The sequence below is a fragment of the Sphingobium baderi genome (genome assembly GCF_001456115.1).
GTDB lineage: Bacteria > Pseudomonadota > Alphaproteobacteria > Sphingomonadales > Sphingomonadaceae > Sphingobium > Sphingobium baderi_A.
Genome location: NZ_CP013265.1, coordinates 114,969 through 131,413, shown reverse-complemented (window position 1 = coordinate 131,413; position 16,445 = coordinate 114,969). Strand labels below are relative to the sequence as shown.

Annotated in this window: 15 protein-coding genes; 6 read left to right on the top strand and 9 right to left on the bottom strand. The window is 64.6% G+C overall.

Features of this window, described 5'->3' with window-relative positions:
• Window positions 1–91: 91 nt before the first annotated feature.
• From ATN00_RS20765 to ATN00_RS23800, 5 genes are all read left to right on the top strand, one after another.
• The gene (locus ATN00_RS20765; protein WP_007683419.1) at window positions 92–1,345 is read left to right on the top strand and encodes a metallophosphoesterase family protein; all 1,254 of its coding nucleotides are present in this window, start codon (window positions 92–94) and stop codon (window positions 1,343–1,345) included.
• 2 nt (window positions 1,346–1,347) lie between these two features.
• Window positions 1,348–4,788: an ATP-binding protein gene (locus ATN00_RS20760; RefSeq protein ID WP_056383892.1), complete on the top strand. Its 3,441-nt coding sequence runs from the start codon at window positions 1,348–1,350 to the stop codon at window positions 4,786–4,788.
• Between the two features lie 159 nt (window positions 4,789–4,947).
• Complete coding sequence (locus tag ATN00_RS20755; protein ID WP_007683423.1) at window positions 4,948–7,014, top strand: ATP-dependent nuclease; 2,067 nt, start codon at window positions 4,948–4,950, stop codon at window positions 7,012–7,014.
• On the top strand, window positions 7,007–8,779 hold the full coding sequence (locus ATN00_RS20750; protein ID WP_014072624.1) for a UvrD-helicase domain-containing protein: 1,773 nt from the start codon (window positions 7,007–7,009) through the stop codon (window positions 8,777–8,779). Before ATN00_RS20755 ends, ATN00_RS20750 begins: the two co-directional genes overlap by 8 nt.
• 124 nt (window positions 8,780–8,903) lie before the next feature.
• Window positions 8,904–9,062 (top strand): hypothetical protein, encoded by a 159-nt coding sequence (locus tag ATN00_RS23800; RefSeq protein WP_007683426.1) that lies wholly within the window; start codon window positions 8,904–8,906, stop codon window positions 9,060–9,062.
• A 48-nt stretch (window positions 9,063–9,110) separates the two neighbouring features.
• Here ATN00_RS23800 and ATN00_RS20745 read toward each other — a convergent pair whose 3' ends face one another.
• The 9 genes from ATN00_RS20745 to ATN00_RS20710 form a co-directional block, all read right to left on the bottom strand.
• Window positions 9,111–9,314, bottom strand: coding sequence for a hypothetical protein (locus tag ATN00_RS20745; protein ID WP_007683427.1), 204 nt, complete (start codon window positions 9,312–9,314; stop codon window positions 9,111–9,113).
• A gap of 263 nt (window positions 9,315–9,577) precedes the next feature.
• Window positions 9,578–10,627: a nucleotidyl transferase AbiEii/AbiGii toxin family protein gene (locus ATN00_RS20740; RefSeq protein WP_007688041.1), complete on the bottom strand. Its 1,050-nt coding sequence runs from the start codon at window positions 10,625–10,627 to the stop codon at window positions 9,578–9,580.
• Window positions 10,620–11,228 carry a DUF6088 family protein gene (locus ATN00_RS20735; RefSeq protein ID WP_007688042.1) on the bottom strand — a complete coding sequence of 203 codons (609 nt, stop codon included), beginning with the start codon at window positions 11,226–11,228 and terminating at the stop codon, window positions 10,620–10,622. The genes ATN00_RS20740 and ATN00_RS20735 overlap by 8 nt, the downstream gene beginning before the upstream one ends.
• A gap of 168 nt (window positions 11,229–11,396) precedes the next feature.
• Window positions 11,397–12,518, bottom strand: a complete 1,122-nt coding sequence (locus ATN00_RS20730; protein WP_007688043.1) for a relaxase/mobilization nuclease domain-containing protein — start codon at window positions 12,516–12,518, stop codon at window positions 11,397–11,399.
• On the bottom strand, window positions 12,511–13,047 hold the full coding sequence (locus ATN00_RS20725) for a plasmid mobilization protein (protein ID WP_031295761.1): 537 nt from the start codon (window positions 13,045–13,047) through the stop codon (window positions 12,511–12,513). Before ATN00_RS20725 ends, ATN00_RS20730 begins: the two co-directional genes overlap by 8 nt.
• A gap of 230 nt (window positions 13,048–13,277) precedes the next feature.
• Window positions 13,278–14,225, bottom strand: coding sequence for a ParB/RepB/Spo0J family partition protein (locus ATN00_RS20720; RefSeq protein ID WP_013849901.1), 948 nt, complete (start codon window positions 14,223–14,225; stop codon window positions 13,278–13,280).
• Window positions 14,225–14,989, bottom strand: coding sequence for a ParA family protein (locus tag ATN00_RS20715; protein ID WP_013849900.1), 765 nt, complete (start codon window positions 14,987–14,989; stop codon window positions 14,225–14,227). Before ATN00_RS20715 ends, ATN00_RS20720 begins: the two co-directional genes overlap by 1 nt.
• A 12-nt stretch (window positions 14,990–15,001) precedes the next feature.
• Window positions 15,002–15,178 carry a hypothetical protein gene (locus tag ATN00_RS23795; protein ID WP_013039042.1) on the bottom strand — a complete coding sequence of 59 codons (177 nt, stop codon included), beginning with the start codon at window positions 15,176–15,178 and terminating at the stop codon, window positions 15,002–15,004.
• Between the two features lie 192 nt (window positions 15,179–15,370).
• Complete coding sequence (locus ATN00_RS20710; RefSeq protein ID WP_013849899.1) at window positions 15,371–15,763, bottom strand: DUF3768 domain-containing protein; 393 nt, start codon at window positions 15,761–15,763, stop codon at window positions 15,371–15,373.
• A gap of 259 nt (window positions 15,764–16,022) precedes the next feature.
• On the opposite strand from ATN00_RS20710, the gene ATN00_RS23790 reads away from it, so the two are divergent.
• Window positions 16,023–16,373, top strand: coding sequence for a hypothetical protein (locus ATN00_RS23790; protein WP_030091328.1), 351 nt, complete (start codon window positions 16,023–16,025; stop codon window positions 16,371–16,373).
• Window positions 16,374–16,445: the final 72 nt, after the last annotated feature.

The following is a 16,445-nucleotide window of genomic DNA, read 5'->3' as shown; positions in this document are numbered from 1 at the left end:
GAAGCTGCGCTTCGGCAAATGGCCAACGTCTCCATTTGCCGCTCTTATCTTCATAAACGGTAGGCACTGACTGCCAGGGGGGAACATCACCGTGTCGAGTTTCCGCTTCCTGCATGCTGCGGACATCCATTTGGACAGTCCATTGCATGGCCTATCGCGGTACGATGGACTTCCCGTCGAGGAGATCCGGTCGGCCACGCGATCCGCGTTTGACAACCTCATCCAATGCGCGATCGACGAGGCGGTGGACTTTGTCGTCATCGCCGGCGATCTATTCGATGGCGACTGGCGCGATATGGGGACGGGACTCTACTTTGCCCGGGCCATGGGCCGTCTCGATCAGGCCGGCATTCCAGCGTTCATTATTGCCGGCAACCACGACGCCGCCTCGGCGATCTCGCGGACGTTGACTTGGCCGCCAAACGTTCGCCAATTCGGACCGAGGCGTCCCGAAACCCACAGGCTGCCGAACCTCGCTGTGGCGCTGCACGGCCAGAGCTTTTCCACGCCGGCCGTCACCGACAACCTCGTCCTCTCCTATCCGGCCGCAGAAGCGAACTCGTTCAACATCGGCGTACTCCACACCGCCTTGGCGGGGCGGCCGGGACACGCCAAATACGCGCCCTGTGGCGTCGAAGATTTACGCGGGAAGGGCTACGACTACTGGGCACTCGGCCATGTGCACGAGTTCGAAATCGTCAACGACAACCCCTATGTCGTCTTTCCAGGCAACGTGCAGGGCCGCACTATACGCGAGGCGGGCGCAAAGGGTGCAGTCATCGTGACGGTGGTGGATGGCGAGGTTTCGTCCATTGATCGCATCGATCTGGACGTTGTGCGCTGGATCCGCCTCGACATCGATTGCGCCGGCTCATCGCCGGGCGGCCTCCCGGACCTGATCCGCGCCGAACTGACGCGCATCCACGGCGCCGATGGCTCCGGTCGGCCAATGATCGTCCGCGTGAGCCTGAGGGGCGAGCTCGCAGGCGCAGGCGCGCTCATCGACAAGGCTGGGGCCATTCGGGACGACGTGCGCGCCATCGCCACGTCGATCTCGCCAGACCTTCATGTCGAGAAGGTGAAGGTACTGGTGTCGGAGCCGACCACGGAACAACACGCCGTGCTCGGCGAGGATCTCGATGAATTGATCGGCGAGGGCTCCTCGGACCTCGGACTAGCGGCGGCGATTGAGGCGGATCTGGAGCGCTTCATGGTTCTGGCGAAGAGCGCGCTCGGTGAGTCGGAGGACGGTGAATTGCGTCTGTTAGCGGCACAGGGCGACTGGGCAGGAATCCTCGGCACCGCATCAACGGCGTTGCGGTCGCGCCTGACGCCGGAAGCCTGACAATGCGTTTCTCCCGCCTTTCCCTCGAACGTTACGGCCGCTTCGCGGACTGCGAGCTAAACTTTCGGTCCGGCGACCCCGACCTCCACATCATCTATGGGGCGAACGAAGCCGGCAAGACGACCTCGCTGGCGGCGGTGTCAGACCTCCTTTTCGGATTCCCCCAGCGGTCGCCGTACAACTTCATGTTCGATTACATCCTCCTCAGGGTCGGTGCGGTACTGGAGGACGGTAGTCGGACGTTCGCGTGCCGCCGGAAAAAGGGTACGGCCGGCACGCTGCTTGACACGAATGACGCAGCGATCGACGAGGCTCCCCTTGCCTCGATGCTGAAAGGGCAGACCCGCGAAACCTTCAGCCTCTCCTTCAGTCTCGACCAGGATGCCCTGCGCTCGGGAGGCAAGGCAATGGTAGAAGCCAAGAACGACCTCGGCCGCACGTTGTTCGCCGCGGGTTCTGGCCTCACCGGCGTCGCCGACGAGCTCAAGAAGCTCGAAGGCGAGGCCGATGCCATCTGGGCGCCTACGACGTCCCAGCGACGCAGCTTTACCTTCGCGCACCGCCAGCTCGCCGAAGCCACCAAGACGATCCGAGACGCAGCTCTCAAGCCCAAGTCCTGGTCTGACGCACGGAACGCGATGCTGGAGGCACAGGCCGCACTCAATCTGGCTCGAGACGCCCGCGACGTGGTCCAAACGGAGCTGAGGGCTGCAGACCGCGTAAGGCGGCTCGCCCCGCTCGTACGGCTGCGCGACGAGCAGACCGAGACCCTGCTCGGCTACGAAACCATCGTTGATCTCAGTGTGCAACGCGAGGACGAGGCGGAACGCGTGATCCGCGAGGCCGAGGAGGCCCAGCGCCAGAGGTCGACCGCAGAGCAGCTAAAGGCTGACGCGGAAAACCGTCGGGACAAAATCGAGGCCGATCCGACCCTTTTGGAAAAGGCGGACGAGATCGACCAGCTCATCGCGGACGGGGGCGCCGTCGCGAAGGCCGCGCAGGATCTAGTCCGGCGCGAGGCGGAGCTCGTCGTCGCGGAGGCGCTGACTCGCCGTTTGAGGGCCGAAGCGGGACCCAACGCGGACGCCACACCTTCACGCGCTTTGGCGGCAAAGTTGCGCGACCTCTCCCGGACTCACGGCGAGAACGCCGCCGCGAGAAGGCAGATCGCCGAGAGCCGGAACGATCTCGACGACCGAAGGAAGCGCGCGCAGGACCGGCTCGATGGTGCATCGGCCGCCGCGGCTTCCGAGGCGCTCATTGATGCGGTCGACGCCGCACGCGCGCTCGGATCGGATGCCGACGCTCGTTGCGAAGGAGCCGGCCTTAGGGTCGAAGCGTTGGCATCGTCGCTGCCCGCCCTGCTCACCCGCCTTTCGCCGTGGACGGGCGGAATCGACGAGCTGCTGGTGCTACCCGAGGTGGGCGACGAGGAGATCGAGTCCGCACGTAGCGAACTGGCCGAAATTCTCGGCCAAGTTCGCCGTGAAGAGGAGCAGCTCCGGCACTGGACCGAAGAGGCCGAGAAGGTTGCGCTGGAGATTGGCCAACTCGCGACCGGCACCGTCGTGTCCGAGGACGAGATCGCATCGGTCCGTTTGAGCCGCCAGGACTGCTGGCAACCCATCCGTGAGAATGTCCTTGCGGGGACCCCACTCGGGTCTCCAGAAGCGGCCGTAGCCGACTACGAGACAAGCGTGTCCCGTGTGGACGAGAAGATGGTCCTCCGTTTTTCGCTGGCCGAGGAGTCGAGCCGCCTCTCCGTGCTCGAGCGGTCCAAGGCGTCGCACGATCTTCAGGCCAAACAAGCGCAGGGCCGGATTGAAGATGCCCGCAAGCGTTATGGAGAAGCAGCGGAGGCATGGGCGGCGCGATTGACCGCGGCCGGCCTGCCAGCCCTCGAGCCCACCCGTTTCCTAACCTGGCGGTCGGCGCGGGACGCGGCGGTCGAGGCCCATCGCGATGGCTTGACGTTGCGGGCCGATCTCGCTTCCATTGTCGGACGGCGTGACCGGTGCCGGGCCGCGCTGGCGCAGGCGTTGGAGGTTGCGGACGCCGGCGGACCGTTAACGCCGGTACTCGCGGCAGCCGAGCGGAAGCGGGCTGAATACGAGGATTTTACGCAACAGCGCCGTCTTGCCGCAGAACAGTTGGACCAGATCGCCGCGGAGGCCTCCGCCCTCGACCGGCGGCACCAGCGCCTCGACGATGAGGACGCGTCGAACGTCACCTCCTGGCGAGAAGTAATGGACGAAGCCGGTCTGCAGCTGGACATCGTCACTTGCGGTGCGGTTCTGGAACTACTCGATGATCTTCGTGGCGCCATCGCGGCAGAGGCAGACCTGCGCAGGAGGGTCGAGACGATCCGCAGGGACGCCAGCAATCACATGGAGCGGGTAGAGAAGTTGTCCGATGGCTCCAACGTTCCCGCGGGCGACACGGCGACGCGGCTTGGCGCTCTAAGGAATTGCCTCACGGCGGCCAGGTCGGCCGCCACGCTGATCGATTCGCTGGATGAGGAAGCGCGCCGCCGCGCGGATCAGTTCGAGGAGGCTTCGGCGAAGCTCGCCACGGCCGACGCGGCGCTGGCCCCCGCGCTCGCTGAAACCAAATCGACGGATCGCGCGGAATTATCGGAAGCGATCGAACGGTCGCGCGCGAAGCGCCGGCTGACGGTGGAGCGGGCCGCCATAGAACGCAGGATCGTCGAGGAAGGGGACGGCTTCACGCTGGACGAACTCGTCGCCGCAGTCGCCGCTTCTAATCCTGACCAAATCGCGAGCCACGTCTCGTCGCTGGATGCACGGTTGGGGGAATTGAACGACGAGGTGGCCGCAGCGGCTACGGCGCATGGCCACGCCAGATCTGCTTTCACCGCCCTCGACGCGGGCGGGACAGCCGCGGTGGACGCGGCATCGGACGCGGAACAGGCGAAGGCCGAGCTTGAAGTCCTTGCCGAACAGTACATCCTGAAGCGTGCTCAGGCGCTGACGTTGAAGTGGGCGATCGAGAAATACCGCGAAAGACATCAAGATCCGTTGCTGTTGCGCGCCGGCGATTTGTTCTCGATTCTGACCGCCGGCCGCTATGCCGCGCTACGAGTGGACGCCGACGGAAGCGTCCCGCGGCTGCTGGGCCTGAGGGACGATCGACGCACAATGGTGGAGGTGGGCGCCATGAGCGAGGGCACCACCGACCAGCTCTTCCTCGCCCTTAGGCTGGCGGCGCTGGAGCAATCGGTGAAGGCTGGGGTCAACCTGCCGTTTCTCGCCGATGACTTGTTCGTGAACTTCGACGACGAGCGCGCCGAAGCGGGGTTCAGGGTGCTCGCCGAGGTGGCCTGTTCCACGCAGGTCCTGTTCTTCACGCACCATCCCCACCTTGTCGAGATTGCCAAGTCCGTTGTCGGTGACGACCTCCACTCGAAGTGCGAGCTCGCTTGACGCGATGCGGCTAGAGGACAGCGCCATGATCATCTTCGGGACCGATCCTTGGTTCCGCCGTGCGGACGTCCAGGTGATCGGCGCCCAAGCCGATGGCGTCGGGCGCGCTGACGCTAGGGTTCATCGCCCGGGTTATATAGCGCCAAAATAGGGGGGAAAATGCGCATCAACCGAGCTAAGATTGAAAACTTCAGGCTCCTCCGCGACGTGGAGATCGGTTTCGAAGAACAGACGACGCTCATCGTTGGCCGCAACAACAGCGGCAAGACGTCGATCGCCGAGCTGTTCCGGCGCTTGCTGTCCGATCGCGCCCTGAGTTTCCGCCTCGAAGATTTTTCGCTCGGGTGTCACGAATGCTTTTGGACATCGCTTGTGTCTTTCCGCGCGCAGCAAGATTCGTCCGAGACGCTCGGACAGTTGCCAGCAATCAAGCTCGTGCTCGATATCGGCTATGACGTCGATGCGGCCGATCTTGGGCCGCTTAGCGAGTGCATCATCGACTTGAATCCCGATTGCCACGAGGCCCGGCTGGAGTTCCGGTTCGCGCCGAAGGCCAATGCGCTACAGGCGTTGTTCGTTGATTTAACGGAGCCGCTCGAAGATCCGGAGGCGGACCGCGCCCGGCTCTACCGCGAACTCGGAAATCGCATTGCCTCGGCCTATGCCGGATCGCTGGAAGCGGTCGATCCGAACGACCCGACCAACCGGAAGACACTGGAACCAAAGATCCTGTCCGCGCTCGTCGGCGGCGGCTTCATCAATGCCCAGCGCGGGCTGGATGACGATACATTCCGCGAGCGCGACGTGCTCGGCAAGGTGGTCGAGGTGCTCTTCCAATCGGCATTGACGGACGAACTGGATCCAACGCGACGCAGCACCGCCGAGCAGCTCAAGGAGGCGGTCGATCAGATCCAGGGCGATCTGCATATCGGTTTTAACGCCAAGCTGACCTCACTGCTGCCCACGTTCGACCTGTTTGGATATCCTGGCCTTGTAGACCCGGGATTGGTGACAGAGACCAGCTTCGACGTCGACAAGCTGCTCAGCAACCACACGCGCCTGCGCTACCGGGGCGTGAACGGCGTAACCCTGCCCGAAACCTACAATGGCCTCGGCGCGCGCAACCTCGTTTACATGCTACTACAGCTCCTGCGCTTCTTCCGCGAGTTCCAGGGAACGCCAACAGCGGCCGGCGTGCATCTAATCTTTATCGAGGAGCCCGAGGCGCATCTGCATCCCCAGATGCAGGAGGTGTTCATACGCCAGCTGGAGTACATCGCCAACGCGTTCGTCGCCCAATTGAACGCCGACCGTCCGTGGCCGGTCCAGTTCGTCGTCACCACCCACTCGCCCCACATGGCGAACGAAGCCCGCTTCGAGAGCCTCCGCTATTTTCTGTCGGTTACCGACGGCCCGGGCCTCCGGCGCTCAGTTGTGAAGGATCTCCGGCAGGGTATGGGCGGCGCGCCGGAAGAGGATCGCAATTTTCTTCATCAATATCTCACGCTATCCCGCTGCGACCTTTTCTTTGCGGACAAGGCGGTGCTGATCGAAGGAACCGCTGAACGCCTTCTCCTTCCGGCGATGATCCGCAAGACCGACGCTGCCGCGCAAGGCGAGCCGCAACTAAGCAGTCAGTACCTCACTGTCATGGAGGTCGGCGGCGCCTACGCCCATCGCTTCTTCGGCCTGCTGGCGTTCCTCGAGTTGCGCACGCTGATCATCACCGATATCGATTCCGTTGCGCCCGGGGCCAAGAACAAGCGCGTGGCGGTTCGTGTGGCCGAGGGCACATTCACCAGCAATGCCTGTATCAAAAGCTGGTACGAGCCCGACGTGAGCCCAGCCCAGCTGCTCGACAAGTCGACCGAGGAGAAGACCGACGGCGGACGACGGCTCGCCTATCAGATCCCCGAGCAGGATGGCGGTCCATGTGCTCGCAGCTTTGAGGATGCCTTCATCCTCGCCAATCCAGAACTCTTCGATCTCGGCGAGGGCGACCAGGCGACGCTCGCCTATGAGCATGCGGCCGAACAGAAAAAGTCCAGCTTTGCGCTTGAACATGCGATCGTAAACACCGAGTGGCGGACGCCGCGCTACATCGGCGAAGGGTTGCGGTGGCTTGCCCAAGGCAATCCAGCGCCGACCCTCGGGCCAGACGCGATCGCCGCCGAGTTGGTCGCCGAAGTGATTGACGCGGCTGATGGGGCCCAGGTCGATGGCTGACGAAGAGACCGCCGCCGACGCGGCCGGCCGCCTTGCACTTGAGCGTGTCTATGCGTGCTTCGATGCCGGACAAAGCTTCCGGCTCGAGGCAGGCGCGGGCGCAGGCAAGACATATTCCCTAGAAAAGGCGCTGCGCCGCCTGATCGAACTTCGCGGTACGGAACTTGTGCGTAAGCGCCAACAGATTGGTTGCATCACGTTCACGAACGTGGCGAAGGATGAGATTATCGCGCGCGTTCAGGCCCACCCGGCGGTTCGGCCGGAGACCATTCACGGATTTTGTTGGTCAGTATTGCAGGACTTTCAGCCCCAGCTCCGCGCGATCGTGCCTGACTTGCCGGGATGGGGAGAACGTCTCGCCGATGCCGGGGTGGGGGGGCTAGGCGCGAGGAAGGTCAATTACGACCTCGGCTATCCCCGGGTGACGCCAGACGAGGTGTCATTGAAGCACGAAGACGTGCTGACGCTGATGACGGAGCTGCTGGCACGGCCCAAGTTTCGCTTAGTGCTAGCGAAGCGCTATCCCGTGCTGCTGATTGACGAATATCAGGACACCGATGCGGGCTTCGTAGAGGCTCTAAAGCAGCATTTCCTAGGTACGGGTACGGGGCCTATCATTGGCCTGTTCGGCGACCATTGGCAGAAGATCTACGGTGAGGGATGCGGTGCGGTCGAGCACGCAGCACTCGAGGTGATCGACAAAAACGCCAATTTCCGATCCGCCGAACCCATCGTCGCGGTGCTCAATCGCATGCGACCCGATCTCGAACAGATCCCCAGCGACCCGGATGCGCCGGGTGAGGCTCGAATCTTTCACACGAATGCATGGCCGGGCCAGCGCCGAACGGGCCAGGGCGGTGGTCACTGGACTGGCGACACGAGCCCCGAGGCGGCACGCGCCTATCTCGATCACCTGAAGCAGCGATTGTCGGATGAGGGCTGGGACTTTGCCGTCGAACGCACCAAGATCCTGATGCTCAGCCACAGCGTGCTGGCGAAGGAACAGGGCTATCCGACCATCCAGAGCATTTATGGCCAGTTCAACGATGCCTGGCTCAAGAAAGAAGACCCCCACATCAAATTTCTGGCCGACCAGCTCGAGCCAGCATGCGCGGCCTTTCAGGCGAAGCGCTATGGCGAGATGTTTGAGAGCCTAGGCGCCGGCAGGCCGTGCATCCGTCGGCATCACGACAAGGTCGCATGGACGCAGTCTCTCGAACAGCTTATCCAATTGCGAGCGACCGGCACGATCGGCGCCGTCATCGACCTCATCAAAGGCCAGGCTCACATGCATCTGCCCGAGGCGGTGCTGGACCGCGAGCAACGCTTGGCCGACGCCGGACCCGAACCGGTCGAAGGCGAGTCTCGGAGGATCGCCCAGCTGCGAAGGCTACGGGACGTCGCCTACACCGAGCTGATGGCGGTGGATGCGTTCATCGATGGTCACACGCCCTTCGCCACCAAGCACGGCGTGAAGGGTGCGGAGTTCGAGAACGTGCTCGTCATCGTCGGCCGTGGCTGGAACAAGTATAATTTCGCGCAGATGCTGGAACGGCTCGACCCAGGCCCCCCGGCAGACAAGGTCGAATCCTTCGAGAGCAATCGCAACCTGTTCTACGTCGCGTGCTCCAGACCGAAGCGCCGATTGGCGCTGTTGTTCACCCAGATTCTAAGCGAGCTCGCGATGGCGAAGGTGACAGCTTTGTTCGGCGAGGCCAATGTGATCCCGCTTCCAGCAGATCCCGCGGGCGGGGCCGCGCCATGACCAAGGGAGAGGCACCACCGATGGTGACGATCGCTGCCTAAACGGACCACGATCTTAGCCAGATTTTCTCTTGGCTCGAAGCGGAGCCGCCGCGGGAGACAGCACCTCTCATCCCAACAACAGCATGATCGCGAAGAGACACAATGCCGGCGAGCTCATCGTCCTGAAGGCCGGCAACGACATCGCGGCTTTCGCGCTCGGCGCTTTCGATCTCATCGATATCTTTAAGACCAAGCCGCCGTTCAGACGGATCGGCATCGGCCGGACGCTGGCGCACTATTGAATCAGTCGAACTGCGGATACCGATAAGTAACCCCTTCCTATCCACTCATCACACGGGTGGGGTGATGTCGGCCCAGTAGATGACTTCTTCCAGGATATGCATGCTTTCGGGATTTTCCCAGCCCTCACGGTCGCTATCCCATCGCCCGATCACAGGGAGGTCAACCTCCCAGAGCAGCAAGCGACGGCCGTCTTTCCGGTCTTCCGGCAAAGTGCCGATCGGCTCCCAAGGGATGTGCTTGGCGGTGATCATGCAAGTTCCCTCGCTCGATTCCATTGGTCCCGCATTTAGCCCATCTTTGTGCAGGCACGAAACCCAGCTGGTTGCCAACCTGTCGGGTTTCGGCAGCCCGAGCAGCTTTTCGGTGCGCCTTCGGCTTTTGACGCCAGACTTCGGTGCGTGAGCCGCCACTCGCTTGTGCGATGCTGGCACTGATTTAACATAAGATATATTATCAGTCTTTTATCGTTCTATTTCAAATACTTAGATTACTTGCTCATTCGCGGTCTCCGGCATCAACGCCCGTTGATCGTCCCCTCGATCGCCGCCAGACCCTTCATCAACGCCTCGAATTTCGGCGGCGCGGCCATGAACATCTCCGACATCGCGCCATAGTCCCGCTCAAGCTTCTCCCAAGTCGCGCCATCGGGCGACAGGCGCAGCGTTCCAACCACGGCGGTGTCATAGGAGGCCGACCTGTCCGCGAACATCAGGCTCTTGTTGTGCACGACCTGCTCGAGCAGATCGATCCGCCCCATCGCCTCGTTCGTGATGCCCGCCTGGTCGAGCATCAGCACGTCATAATAATGGCGCGACATGCCCTCGCGCAGCTTGCCGTTATGATGGAGCGCATGAAGGATCGTGACCTTTTCCCAGAAGGTCCGCGCAACGGCCAGCGTCGGCACCTCGGTCACCGGATCCGGCAGTTCCTCGGGAAAGTCTTCGGCCAGATAGGGCAAGATCGGTCGAAGCGCGAACGGTTCCGTGTCGCCGCGGGCGCCAAATTCCAGCTTGATGCGCGGCTTGATGTAACCGCTTTCATCCGCGCCACCGTAATTCTCGCCATAGGCGAGCCCGTAACCCGAGGTGCGCGGATAGACGAAGAGCAGCGTCTGCTGGTCCTTGTCGTCGGGATCGAGCGCCAGGCTCCAGCCCTCGGCCGTGCCGAGAGCGACTTCGATTTCGCGCGCCAGGATCGGCATGGCGACCGTGGCGACATAAGCCTGTGCCGCCGCCTTGAGCGCCTTGGTCCGGCGCTCGCGCTCCTTGCCGGTAATGTCGCTGTCCATCGGCGAGGCGACTTCGCTGAGCAGCGGCGCCGCGCGGCTGATGGTGAGGTCGATATCTTCGGAGAAGCGCGCGATGATCCCATAGGCTTTCGACAGCGAGGTCCCGCCCTTGAAGGTCATGTGACCGGCGAGGTCGGGACACATGACGAGGCGGCGTAGCGTCCAGCAGACCCAGAAATCCTTCTCGATGATGATCGGCGTCAGATCCCGCCGCGCCGCCGCTTCATCGATAAAGGCGCGCCGATCCTCGGCTGGTCTGCGTGCGAACTCATCCATTGCGGGCGGCGCCGATCTTTAAGACGACGTCGCCCATCCATCCGGGCATCTCGGCCCTGGCCTGGGCGAGCATCCGCATGTCGCGATCATCGAGGCGGGCGGCGAAGTGCCGGATCTTGTCGCTATCGATATTGTCCTTCCCCAGATGCGCGAGCGCCTGCACGACCGCGTTGACCGAGTCCGGCGCATTGTCGAGCACCGGTGCGCGGCTGTGCTTGAGCGTCAGGCTGCGCCCGCCCGCTTGCCTGACCCGGGTGCGGCCGGTCGTGGCATAGCTGGCCCGGGCGGGAACCTGGGTCGATAGCCCGAGCCTGTTCGCCGCCGCCGCGCCCGACGGTGCGAGCTTGTCCCCGCTCTGCGTCGAGAGGGCCTTGGCGACATTGGCGGGATCGGGACTGAGCGCACCGAGCTTGTCATGCTGGCGCGGATAGTCATAAAGACCCCGGCCGATGCGCCGGATGTCGCCGGCGGTCACGAGGCGCGACAGCGCCATGTCGACCGACCCACGCGTCCCGAAGTCGACGAAGCTCTTGGGCGTGAACACCCAGCCGCGGCCCTTGCCGCGCACGCGCTTCATGATCCGATCGGCTACCGCAGACACTGGCTGTGCTCCTATCTGTTAGATAATAGCACGCTTTTTTCTAACAAGCTAGAAGCGCGTATCAGCGCCTAAATTCGCTATTTTCCAAGATATTTTGGCATCGCATCCAGATAGGATGCCAAGGCCACACAGGCAAGGTAGGCAAGCCGCCCGCGGGAGCGCCGGCCATCATCGTTCCCGATCCCGGTGAGGCGGTGGCCGCCCCTCGTCCGCACCTGTGGGCGGCGAAACGCCCTCCGGCTCGTTTCGGCGCTCCTGCGGCGGCCGTTCGGATTGCAGTATCTCCCGTGCGCGCGCGAGCCGCCGCGACACCGCCGGCGGCATCGCCGCCAGAAAGCCGGCGATTTCCTGCCCCAAGGCCCGATCTTCCGGTTTTCCGGTGGCGGCGAGCGCGACGGCGGCCTCGGCATAGGCGCCGCGGATCTGCTTCTGGCGCGCCAGCGCCATGACATCTTCCGGCCGGCGCTCCTGGTCGGCCGCACGCACGAAGCTTTGCGCCCGCAGTTCGTTGAGCTGCGCGAGATTGAGCCTGCGCCCCTCGGCCCCAAGCCGGGCATCGAGATGGAGCGCGGCTGACCGCACGCGCTTCTGGACATGACCGCGCGCCCGCCGGGGTGTCGCTTCCGCCGCGACACCGCGCGCGCGCAGCTCATGCGCGAAGGTCTCACGCATATGATGGAGATCCGCCTTGCGCGGATTGAAGCGGGTTCCGTCCGCCCCTTCGGTCGCCACCGTCAGATGGACGTGGGGATGATCGGTGTCGGTATGGAGCGCCAGCATATAGGCATGGTTCCCCTCGAACAGGATTCGCGCGAATGCCTGCGCCGCATCATGGAGCGTCTCGGCGTCGGTCGATCCCCCGGGCATCGACAGCACCAGCGACATCGACGTCGGCCGTTCCCGGCCATGTTCGTTCATGGCCTCGTCGAGCATCGCCCAGTCCTGAGCGATCGCCTTGAGCCGATCCGGCTCGGTGATAATCTCGCCCTCGCTCGATCGGACGGCGAGCTTCCCGTGGCGCGCCACATAGCCGAAATGCTCGGCGACATGATGAGCGCCATATTGCTTGCCGGAGACCTTCACCATCACCTCGGGCGCCTTGCGCACGATCCGCTCGAGCTTGGCGCGCGCCTCGGCCTGGCCCATCGACATCGGCCGGGCGGCCCCGCCCCCGCTTCCGCCCGGTTTGATCCGAACATAGGCGCCGCGCAGGGTCCGCTTGCCGCCTGCCGGCGGCCGCCAGGCCTCCATCAGGCTGGGAAGCGGGAGAACCCCCTCCTCCTCACGCATCGGCCATGTCCCAGTAGCGAAGATCGCCCTTGAGCGCGGCCCCGAGACCGGCGAGCGCATCGACGATCTCGGACCTAAAGCTTGCGACCCTGGCCGCTTCCCGCGCGACGTCGAGGCCGGATTCGACCATCACCGAGGCGTTGAGCGCGCGGGTCGCCTGGTTGAGGTTGATCCCGATCCGATTGAGCTCGCGCCACGCCTGCGCGACGGCCGCCCGCTCCTCGCGCGGCAAGGGCGCGTTTGCGCGCAAGCGCCGCGCCAGCAACGTGGTGATCCAGTCGGTACGCTTCATCCCCAGCACATCCGCCGCGCGGTCGAGCGCGGCGATCTCTTCCGGGATCAGCCGAACCTCGACCCGGCAGGTTGCGCGCTGGCGGGCGCGCGGCGCCTGATGCCCCTCCCCCGCCTCCATGGCCAAGGCGTCACCGATCAAGCGGCGCAGCAGCGCCGAGCGGCCGCCCGATACCGCCGCGAGCGCGGCGAAACGCTGGGCGACATCATCGTCGAGCCGAAAGGTGAGGACGGGCATGTCCCCAACGCTATTGTCATACATCCCCGGCGCCAAGCCTATCCGGCCCTCACCTTTACTCAACTCATCTTATAGTCTGCTTGGGCAGACTATTGTTCTTCGGCCAGCAAACCCCTCTCGAACATCGATCGTCCGCAGCAAGGGGCGGCGCCTTCGGCGCCGCCCCCGCCCATCGACACGAAAAGGGCCGCACCCCGAAGGGTACGGCCCAAACCATCGTGCAAGATAAACTACGAACGCGGAGGAGGCGGGTCAGTTGTTGGCAAGGCCTCGCTTCTCTCGCCGGTCGGACCGATCGACGAGGCAGCGACTTCACGCTCGCGGCCATCCTCGAAAATCACCGTGACCAAAGGCGCCAGCGGGAGCCACGCAGGGAAGCCGTCGACCAAGACCGGTAGTCTAGGAGATCGGATCGGCGCGGAGGGTTTGTCCGTGAGGCCCGATCGAACCGGATCGCGGTCGGTGGGGGCCAATGGCTGTGCCACAGGCGCCCGCGGAGGGACCGGCGCCGGGTGCGTCTGCTTGAGTTCGGCGATGAAGCGCGATCCTGCGGCGAGCGTTGCGCCGGCGTCGCCCCAGCTGGCGACATATGCCTCGACCTCGGCAGGGTAGTCCCTCGCCGTCCGGTGCAGATCATAGAGAAGGCGAATAGGCGCAAACGGCAGGGCCGCCTTGAGATAGGCCGGCATGTCGCCATAGGCGGCATAGAGCGAGACGAACTGCTTGGATCGGCCGAGTGCCGCCGCGATCTCGACCTGGTTCATCCCGCCCTTCAGCATCCGGGCGATCGCATGGGCGAGCTCGACCGACGACAGATTGGCGCGCTGGTCGTTCTCGACGATCTGGTCGGCCAGCAGTTGCACCCCCTCGCCGACCGGCACGACGATCGCGGGGATCGTGGCAAGGCCCGCCAGCTGCGATGCGCGGAAGCGGCGCTCGCCCAGACTTATCCGGTGCATGCCCTTCGCGTCGGGCGGCGTGACCGTGATCGGCTGCAGCACGCCGCGCGACGCGATCGAGGCGGCCAGCTCGGCGAGCGCGTCATCGTCGAAGCTGCGCCGGGGATTGCCGGGGTCGGGCAGGATGCGCGCAAGTTCGATATCCTCGACCCGGCGCGCCCGTTCATGGTCGCCGACAAGAAGTCCGAACTCCTCGATGCGCTCGTCGAACTTGCCCATCAGGCGGCCACGACCTCCTGGCTTGTCATGCGCCGCTCGATCTCGGCGAGCACCGCGCGGATCTCCTCGGCCGCCGCCTTGGCGCCGCTGCCGTTCTCCTGCCATACCGGACGATGATTTTCCGCGGCATGCTTGTAGGTCGGCCGCGCCTTGATGAAGGCCGGGAACATGAGCTTCTCGCCGACCGCATGCGCGAGCTTCACCGCATTCTCCATCTCGCGCCGGTCGAACGGATTGACCATCGAGGGGAGGAGCCCGAGGAAAGCGATCTTGCGGCCGGCGCGCGCGGCCTCGGCCTTGCGCAACGCGGTCAGCAGCATCTTGGCGCATTCGACCGAATCCTCGGCAACCTGCACCGGGGCGATCACGGCATCGGCGACCGCCATCGCGCTCAACGTGAGCTCGTCCCACTTGGGACCGGTGTCGATGACGCAATAGTCGAAATGCGGGCGGAGCGCCGGGAAGCGCCCGATGAAGTCGCGCACATCCTGCGCCGCCTTGACCATCTGCAGGCGGGGATCGGCGCCGAGCACGGTCAGCCCGGCCTGCCCGTCGGCGCTGAGCGCAGCGGCAGGATCGAACAGGTCGGCGGAAAACCCGCCCTGCCGCTCGCCGCCCAGGCGCCGCGTCGAGCTGCCCTGGGGATCGAGATCGACGAAGGCGACGCGGCGCTCAGGCGGTTCGGCGAGATACCAGGCGAGATGGGTGGCGAGGAAGGTCTTGCCGACCCCGCCCTTGAGCAGGCTGACCACGATCGTCTTCATGACCGCGGCACCTCAGCAATAGTCGTCCGGACCATCGCGCAGGTTGCGCTCATAATGATCGCGCGAGGACCAGTCGCCGCCACCGCCAATGCCGGGACCGACATAGCGGAACAGATAGACGGTGAGGGCGAAGCAGCCGAACGCGAAGAGAAACGCGTGATCGGGATGCGCGGCGAAATATGCGGCCATGATAGGTCTCCTTGGAGCCGGTGAAGGGCAAAGCGAACGGCGCCACTGGCGCCGGCCACGCGCAATCGCGCGGCATCTCGGACCCGCGCCCTCCCCTCCCACATTTGCGGACGCGGCGTCCGTTGCCCGCATAGTCTGCTCAAGCAGACTTGGGCGGGCCATCCCCCCGGTCGGGGGGATGGCTGCGCCGGATCAATATTCGTCGGCCAGCAGGATGGTGAGCACGCGCGTCGTGACCTCGGGGTTCGCGGCATCCGCCGAGCCATAGGCGAGCTCGAGGTCATAATAGTCGATCTTCCAGTAGAGGATCGCATCCTCGAACTCGAAGCGGCCGAAATCATGCTCGCCGATCGGATCGTTGTCGGGCGTGAAGCTGTCATAGTCGCGCACGATCCGGATGATCTCCGCGCGTCGGCGAAAGCCGCGGAACAGGGCGACCTCGCCGATCAGCGCCGCAACGCCGGCGGTCATCACGATCTGGTTGCGGCCCGGGCTATGGATGGACCGGCGAAGCGCGTCATTGAGTTCGGCGACGCGGGCGATCCGCTCGGCCTGGCTCATCGCATTCGGGGAGGATTGGGACATGAGAACGCTCCTGATCTGTCCAGCCCCGCCCGCCGGGGCCTTCCGACAGGCGTGCCAAGGGCCGGCGGCAGAGCGCGGCCGAGCACCCGCAGGGTCGCAACGGCAGTGGAGAAGCGCGCGGAGCGGGCTTGCACGGGCGCGCGCGCCGGCCAGGCGAGCCGACAGGAGGAAGGTCTTGGCGGGCGGGATCGCGAAGAGATGATCGCGGTGTCCCGATCCTCTGGCTCCGCGGAGAGCCCGGCGCTATCCTCCGCTCATTATGACGAGCAGCGCCACTCTCTTCCGCCTTGCCCCGGCCTGGACCGCGTCACTCCAGGCGATGCGGCTGCGCCAGATCCTCGTCCGATCGCAATGCCGCCGCTGCGGCGGGTTGATGCGCGAGGATGTCGATGCCCTGATCGGGCTCCATGGAGCAGGCGCCAGCCTCATCGACCGGCAGGCCCGATGCCGCATGGTCGGCTGCGACGGCGCGGCCTATTATCTCGCGGCGCGCGGCCATGACCGTCCCTGGCACATATTGCTGCACGATGAGCACCTGCGCGCAGGCCTGGCCAACTGCCCTCCAGCGCGCGGCGCGACCGGCCGGGCCATCGTTTGCGCGCAGGGTTGAGAAGTGCGAGCAGCCACGGCAGGGATCGTCACCCGAATGGGCTGAGACTTGGCACAAGGCTCAGGGCGAAGC